The organism is Mesorhizobium sp. M8A.F.Ca.ET.021.01.1.1 (assembly GCF_003998025.1).
Classification (GTDB): domain Bacteria; phylum Pseudomonadota; class Alphaproteobacteria; order Rhizobiales; family Rhizobiaceae; genus Mesorhizobium.
In genome coordinates this window covers 1-6460 of the sequence record NZ_RZSJ01000344.1, presented here as the reverse complement: position 1 = coordinate 6460, position 6460 = coordinate 1, and the positions used below count along the sequence as shown (strand labels likewise).

7 protein-coding genes, 1 tRNA gene and 1 pseudogene are annotated in these 6460 nt (G+C 63.3%); 6 read left to right on the top strand and 3 right to left on the bottom strand.

Translation table 11 applies throughout. From position 1 onward, the window contains the following. From EOA36_RS38945 to EOA36_RS23200, 4 genes and pseudogenes are all read left to right on the top strand, one after another. Positions 1–148, top strand: a pseudogene (locus EOA36_RS38945) (ABC transporter); the annotation flags it as partial. A gap of 71 nt (positions 149–219) precedes the next feature. Continuing rightward, positions 220–1113 carry a sugar phosphate isomerase/epimerase gene (locus EOA36_RS23210; protein WP_127279585.1) on the top strand — a complete coding sequence of 298 codons (894 nt, stop codon included), beginning with the start codon at positions 220–222 and terminating at the stop codon, positions 1111–1113. 133 nt (positions 1114–1246) lie between these two features. After that, entirely contained in the window at positions 1247–1600 is a 354-nt protein-coding gene (locus tag EOA36_RS23205) for a cupin domain-containing protein (protein WP_127279584.1), read from the top strand. A 198-nt stretch (positions 1601–1798) separates the two neighbouring features. After that, a complete protein-coding gene (locus EOA36_RS23200; protein WP_245464445.1) occupies positions 1799–2269 on the top strand; it encodes a hypothetical protein in 471 nt (156 codons plus the stop codon). Positions 2270–2347: 78 nt separating this feature from the next. Here the strand turns inward: EOA36_RS23200 and EOA36_RS23195 are convergent. Together EOA36_RS23195 and EOA36_RS23190 are read right to left on the bottom strand one after the other, a co-directional pair. Further along, a tRNA-Arg gene (locus tag EOA36_RS23195) sits at positions 2348–2424 on the bottom strand. A gap of 80 nt (positions 2425–2504) precedes the next feature. After that, positions 2505–3668: a M20 aminoacylase family protein gene (locus EOA36_RS23190; RefSeq protein ID WP_127279582.1), complete on the bottom strand. Its 1164-nt coding sequence runs from the start codon at positions 3666–3668 to the stop codon at positions 2505–2507. Between the two features lie 215 nt (positions 3669–3883). On the opposite strand from EOA36_RS23190, the gene EOA36_RS23185 reads away from it, so the two are divergent. Beyond that, positions 3884–5050, top strand: a complete 1167-nt coding sequence (locus EOA36_RS23185; protein WP_127279581.1) for a D-alanyl-D-alanine carboxypeptidase family protein — start codon at positions 3884–3886, stop codon at positions 5048–5050. A gap of 4 nt (positions 5051–5054) precedes the next feature. Further along, entirely contained in the window at positions 5055–6173 is a 1119-nt protein-coding gene (locus EOA36_RS23180) for a GTP-binding protein (protein ID WP_127279580.1), read from the top strand. Positions 6174–6182: 9 nt separating this feature from the next. Here the strand turns inward: EOA36_RS23180 and EOA36_RS23175 are convergent, their stop codons facing one another. Further along, positions 6183–6416, bottom strand: coding sequence for a sulfurtransferase TusA family protein (locus EOA36_RS23175; protein ID WP_167531493.1), 234 nt, complete (start codon positions 6414–6416; stop codon positions 6183–6185). Positions 6417–6460 lie beyond the last annotated feature (44 nt).

Genomic DNA, 6460 nt, shown 5'->3' with positions numbered 1-6460 from the left:
TCCCTATGTGATGGCCGGCCAGTCGCTGACCATGGCGGCCGATCTGCTGGCTGGCAAGAAGCCGGCGGAGGCCACCGTGCTGCTCGACCCGAAGCTGATCACGGCCGAGAACCTGAAGGACTACAAGGGCTGGACCGCGGCCCGCTAAGCCTCCCAAGGCTGGTGCGGCCGGCGCGATCCGGCCGCACCCATTCTCCCACCTCAATGCCGGAGACGATCATGTCGCGCATCGGAATCCATTCTTTCGTCTGGTCGGCAGGCTCGGCGCAGCACGAACTCGAACGCACGCTGGCCAATACCAAGGAGGCCGGTTTCGACCTGATAGAATTCTCCTATCTCGACCCCGCCGATGTCGATATTGGCGGCCTTGCCAAACGCATCGCCGATCTCGGCCTCGGCGTGGCGATCAGCATCGGGTTGCCTGGTGATGGCGACATATCGAGCGCCGACAAGGCGATCGCCGCGCGCGGCGTCGAGATCCTCAACCAGACCGTCGCGTTGACGCGCGACCTTGGCGGCAGCAAGGTCGCCGGCATTCTGTCGACCGCCCATGGCCTGCAGGTCGAGGCGCCGACACGCGATCAATGGAACCGCAGCGCCGCGGCGCTGGCCAAGGTTGCCGAGACGGCGAAGGCGGCCGGCGTCACGCTCAACCTGGAAATCGTCAACCGCTTCGAAAGCAATCTGCTCAACACCGCCGCGCAGGGCCTGGCGTTCATCAAGGACACCGGGTCGGACAACATCTTCCTGCATCTCGACACCTTCCATATGAACATCGAGGAGGCCGATCTCGGGCTCGCCATCCGTCACGCGGCAGCCAAGATCGGCTATGTCCATATCGGCGAAAGCCATCGTGGCTTCCTCGGCACCGGCAATATCGACTTCGCGGCGATTTTCGATGCGCTGACCGCAATCGGCTACGCCGACGATCTCAGCTTCGAATCCTTCTCCTCGGAGATCGTCGACGAGAACCTGTCGAAGAAGACCGCAATCTGGCGCAATCTGTGGACCGACAATATGGCGCTCGCCAAACACGCGCGCGCCTTCATCGGCCTCGGAATGGAGACGGCGCAACGCAAGGCTGAACTCGTTTCGGCGCCGCATAAACCGTAGCGACTCAAGGTCGGCATGGCAACGGGAGGCATGCCCGGATGCGCGGCCGCGCCTGTTTCGCATGGCGCGGCATTGCTCCCGTCATGTGCATCGGCTATCCGACCTCGAACATATGAAGCAAACGGAGCCCGGCATGACGAACAAGACCATTCTCAAATTCGGCGCGGTCGAGCACGCGGAAGCCGGCGATCTGCCTGGCTGGATCGCGGTCGAGGGCCAGCCGACCATGCAGACCGCCGTCCAGCACACGACCGCGGATGGCAAGGTGATATCGGGCACATGGCGGGCGTCGCCCGGCACCTATCATGCGACCTACACCGATTATGAGTTCGTGCACATGATCGCCGGCCGTATCATCATCACGCCCGACGGGGGCACGCCGATCGAAGTGGGCCCCGGCGACGCCTTCGTAGTGGAAGCCGATTTCAAGGGCACCTGGAAGATCATCGAGCCGGTGACCAAGCATTTCGTCGTCCGGGTCGGCTGAGCCGGCCTGATCGCATTCGCACATGAAAAATCCCGCCATGGTTCGCCATGGCGGGATTTTCGTTTGCGGCATTGGTTTCGACGGGTTGTTCTCTCGTTCAATGACCAGATGCATCGTAATGGGCCACCACGTCTGGCACGGCATTTGCTGCTGTGGCGAGGCGGCCACAAGGCCGTCCCCATCCAACGGTTGGCAACGATGCATTTTCGTCAGTTTCTCATCGGAATGACCGCAACGTCGGCGTCCGTCGCGCTCGCGGCCTATTTCAGGACGGGTTCGCCATGGGTCGCCCTTGCATGGGCCGCCGCCAGCGCAACCCTGCTGCAAGCCGGCTACTTCATGCTGATCGTCAGGGAGATCTGTCGGCCGGCCGTCCCGGAAAGAACAGCGGCAAACCAGGATGCACGCCAGCCCGAGGTTCGGCTGCCGGTGCGCCTGCTTACGCTCGTTGCGATCACCATGCTGGCCAGCGCGGCGATGACGCAGACGACCCTTGCCGATGACGATGACACTTACTTCGACTGCGTCATCGGCAAGGCCGAGGCGATCATGAAACGGCAAACGCACAGGGATGCCGAAGCAGCGCTGGTGAAGGCCTATGCGCTGTGCCAGCCGATGGAACCGTCCCAGGAAGCGTTCTTGTCGCCCGGACCTGCCGCAACTGGTTGAAGTCGTTGACAATCAATGAGGGTTGTTTGCAACACGGTGCGACGTGGTCACCGCGAAAATCCAACCCTCTGATTTCGTTGGTGATCCCGACAGGAATCGAACCTGTGACCTACAGATTAGGAATCTGCCGCTCTATCCTACTGAGCTACGGGACCACGCGGCCCGACACATAGCCGCTTCGGACCGTTTCGCCAAGAGGCCGGCCGAAGGCAATTCGGCCGGCGCTTTACATGCATCAGGCGGCTAGCGCCGTCTCCGCCAGTTTTACCCAATAGCTCATGCCGTGCGGGATGGCTTCGTCGTTGAAATCATAGGCCGGATTGTGGAGACCGGCGGTCTCGCCATTGCCGATGAAGATGAAGGCGCCCGGCCGGGCTTCCAGCATATAGGAGAAGTCCTCGCCGCCCATCACCGGCTGGATCGCGCGGTGCACCTGGGCATCGCCGGCCACGTCGGCGGCCACGTCGCTGGCGAACACCGTCTCATCCGCATGGTTGAACGTCACCGGGTAATTCGCGTCGTAGTCGACCTCGATCGTCGCGCCATAGGCGGTGGCCAGCCCCGCGCAGATCGCGCGGATACGCTCTTCCGATTTCTTGGCCACCTCCTTCTTCAGCGTGCGCACCGTGCCGGCGATCTCGGCCGATTCCGGGATGATGTTGTAGGCGTCGCCCGCGTGGAACTTGGTCACCGACACCACCACGGCCTCGACTGGATCGGTGCTGCGCGAGGCGATCGTCTGCAAGGCGCCGACCAGCTGGCTGGTGATGACGATCGGGTCGATCGTGCCGTGCGGCATCGCCGCATGGCCGCCCCGGCCTTTCACGGTGATGGTGAATTCGGCCGTCGCCGCCATGATCGGGCCTGGACGGATGGCGAACTGGCCGACCGGCAGGCCCGGCATGTTGTGCATGCCGAACACCTTCGCGATATCGAAGCGCTCCATCATGCCGTCCTTGACCATCTCGTTGCCGCCGCCGCCGCCTTCTTCCGCCGGCTGGAAGATGACCGCCACGGAGCCCGTGAAATTGCGCGTCTCGGCGAGATATTTCGCCGCACCGAGCAGCATCGCGGTGTGGCCGTCATGGCCGCAGGCATGCATCTTGCCCGGAACGGTCGACGCGTAGGGCTTGCCGGTGATCTCCTTGAGCGGCAGCGCGTCCATGTCGGCGCGCAGTCCGATTGTGGGGCCTTCCCCCTGACGGCCGCGGATGATGCCGACGACGCCCGTCTTGCCGAGGCCGGTCACCACATCGTCGCAGCCGAACTCTTTCAGCTTTTCGGTGACGAAGGCCGCCGTCTTGAAGACATCGAAGTTCAGTTCTGGCGTCTGGTGCAGATGCTGTCGCCATGCGGCGACTTCGTCCTGCATTTCGGCGGCGCGGTTCAAGATTGGCATGTTGGTTCCATTTCGTTGTTGGTGCAGCCGGCTTCAGCCCGATGTTTTGGAATCGTGATTGTCAGGCGCTTTGCCATGTTGGCGTCACATAGGGTAAATAGCACCGCAATAATGCGGTCCGGTTTTTGAGGGTCGGATCCTTATGCTGGCGGTCACGTAACGAAATCTTACGGAGCCAGGGGCAATCAGGGCAAGAGGCGATTTCGGATTCGATCATGCGGCACAGGCATTTCCTCAAACTATTCCCGGCTGGCGCAATCATGCTGTCGGTCCTGGCTGGGCCGGCGCTGGCCAATCCGGTGGTGGTCTTCGACCTCAAGAGCGGCCAGATCCTGCAGCATCAGGATGCGTTCAAGCGCTGGTATCCAGCCTCGCTCAGCAAGCTGATGACCGCCTATGTGACCTTCAGGGCGATCGCGGCCGGGGAAGTCCAGCTCGATTCGCCGATCAAGGTGACCAAACATTCCGCCGGGGAACCGCCGAGCAAGATGGGTTTCAAGCCCGGCTCGGTGATGCGGCTCGACAATGCGCTGAAGATGATGCTGGTCAAATCGGCCAATGACATCGCCATGGCGGTCGGCGAGAATGTCGGCGGGTCGCAGGCAGCCTTTGCCGAAAGGATGAACGCCGAGGCGGCCCGGCTCGGCATGAACGGCACCCATTTCGTCAACCCGAACGGGCTTTACTCGCCCGACCAGTATACGACGGCGCGCGATCTCTCGATCCTGGTGATGGCGATCCGCCGCGAGTTTCCGCAATATGCGCCGTGGTTCTCGATCGAGGGGCTCGCGGTCGGCAAGAAGGCCATTTCCAACTACAATCTCCTGATCGGCCGCTATCCCGGCGCCGACGGCATGAAGACCGGCTTTGTCTGCCCGTCCGGCTTCAACATGATCGGTTCGGCGACCCGCAACGGGCGTACGCTGGTGGCGGTGGTGCTTGGCGAGAAGTCGGCGATCAGCCGTGCCGAAACCGCGGCCAAACTGCTCGATCAAGGCTTTGACGCGCCTGCCGCCGGGTCGACCACCGTCACCACGCTGGCGCCCTACGGCGATCTGATCTCGCCCAACGACATGCATGACGAGGTCTGCAAGAAGAAGACGAAGGCGGAGCAGTCCGAGGCGCCGCCAGCCGTCGCCGCCAAGGACGTGCCGAAATCGCCCTATCGGGAGAAGCTCGACCATGTGCCGACACTGGTTGCCGTCGGCCTCGGCGGCGCCACCGGTCCGGCGCCGAAAGCGATCCTCGACGAGGGCGCGCAGGAATATGCCGACGTGCCGATTCCGCCTTGGCGGCCCGACAAACCCGTACCGGCCGGCACGGGTCCGAAAGTCGTGGGTGCCGCCGCGCAAGGCGACCAGCCGACCAAAGCCGCGAATTAACCCGATGAGCGGTTTCCCGATACCCGTCTCGGTGCTGACCGGCTTTCTCGGCGCCGGCAAGACGACATTGCTCAACCGGCTCCTGAAGGATCCGGCCTTGGCCGACACCGCGGTCATCATCAACGAGTATGGCGAGGTGGCGATCGACCACCTGCTGGTCGAGCAGGCCTCCGACGGCATCATCCAGCTTTCCGACGGCTGCCTGTGCTGCACGGTGCGCGGCGAACTTGTCGACACGCTGGCCGACCTGGTCGACCGGCTGCAGACCGGCCGTATTGCCCGGCTTGCCCGCGTCATCGTCGAGACCACGGGACTGGCCGACCCGGCGCCGGTGCTGCAGTCGATCATGGCCCATCCGGCGCTGGTCCAGGCTTTTCGGCTCGACGGCGTCATCACCCTGGTCGATGCGGTCAACGGTGGGGCGACACTCGATGCGCATGTCGAGGCGGTCAAGCAGGTTGCGGTGGCCGACCGTATCGTGCTCTCCAAGGCCGATCTGGTCGCTGATCCCGGCGATCTCGAAACGCTGCGGGCGCGCTTGCGCCAGATCAATCCCGGAGCTCAACTGCTCGATGTCGGGGAGACGAAGACCGGCGTGGCGGCGCTGTTCGACTGCGGCCTCTACAATCCTGCCACCAAGTCCGCCGACGTGCGGCGCTGGCTTGGTGAAGAGGCTGCGCATCACGACCATGTTGACCATCATGGCCATGATGATCACGAGCATGCCCATGCCCATGCCCATGCCCATCGCCACGATCAGCGCGTAAAAACCCATTCGCTGGTGCATGACGGCCCGGTGCCGTTTTCAGCCATCGAGATGTTTCTCGATCTCCTGCGTTCCACGCATGGCGATCACCTGTTGCGCATGAAGGGCGTCATCGAATTGCAGGAGGATTCGTCGCGGCCCTTGGTCGTGCATGGCGTGCAGAAGATCCTGCATCCGCCGGTGCGATTGCCGTCCTGGCCGGACAGCCAGCGCGGCACGCGGCTGGTGCTGATCACGCTCGACATGCCGGAAGACTATGTGCGCCGGCTGTTCGCCGCCTTCACCAACCGGCCGTCGGTCGATACGCCCGACCGCGCGGCGCTGGAAAACAACCCGTTGGCGATCGCCGGACTGTAAATCTTTCGATTATTGCTCGCCGCGCTCGACCAGAAAGCGATGGCCGCCTGAAACCGACGCTGTTTCGATCAGCTGGTGGCCGGCGTCCGAGCAGAAGGCGGGGATGTCGATGACGGCCAGCGGGTCGGTGGTTTCCAGCCAGAGCCGGCTGCCCGGCTGCATGCCGGCCAGCCGCTTCTTCGCCTTCAGAACGGGCAGAGGGCAATTCAGCCCCTTCAGATCATAGACGGTGTCGCTGGCCACGGCGATCAGCCGCCGAACATGCCGAGCAGCTTGTTCTTCAGCTT

Coding starts and splice junctions, on each gene's coding strand:
- EOA36_RS23210 (WP_127279585.1), top strand. CDS start 220: ATGTCGCGCATCGGAATCCATTCTTTCGTCTGGTCGGCAGGCTCGGCG.
- EOA36_RS23205 (WP_127279584.1), top strand. CDS start 1,247: ATGACGAACAAGACCATTCTCAAATTCGGCGCGGTCGAGCACGCGGAA.
- EOA36_RS23200 (WP_245464445.1), top strand. CDS start 1,799: ATGCATTTTCGTCAGTTTCTCATCGGAATGACCGCAACGTCGGCGTCC.
- EOA36_RS23190 (WP_127279582.1), bottom strand. CDS start 3,668: ATGCCAATCTTGAACCGCGCCGCCGAAATGCAGGACGAAGTCGCCGCA.
- EOA36_RS23185 (WP_127279581.1), top strand. CDS start 3,884: ATGCGGCACAGGCATTTCCTCAAACTATTCCCGGCTGGCGCAATCATG.
- EOA36_RS23180 (WP_127279580.1), top strand. CDS start 5,055: ATGAGCGGTTTCCCGATACCCGTCTCGGTGCTGACCGGCTTTCTCGGC.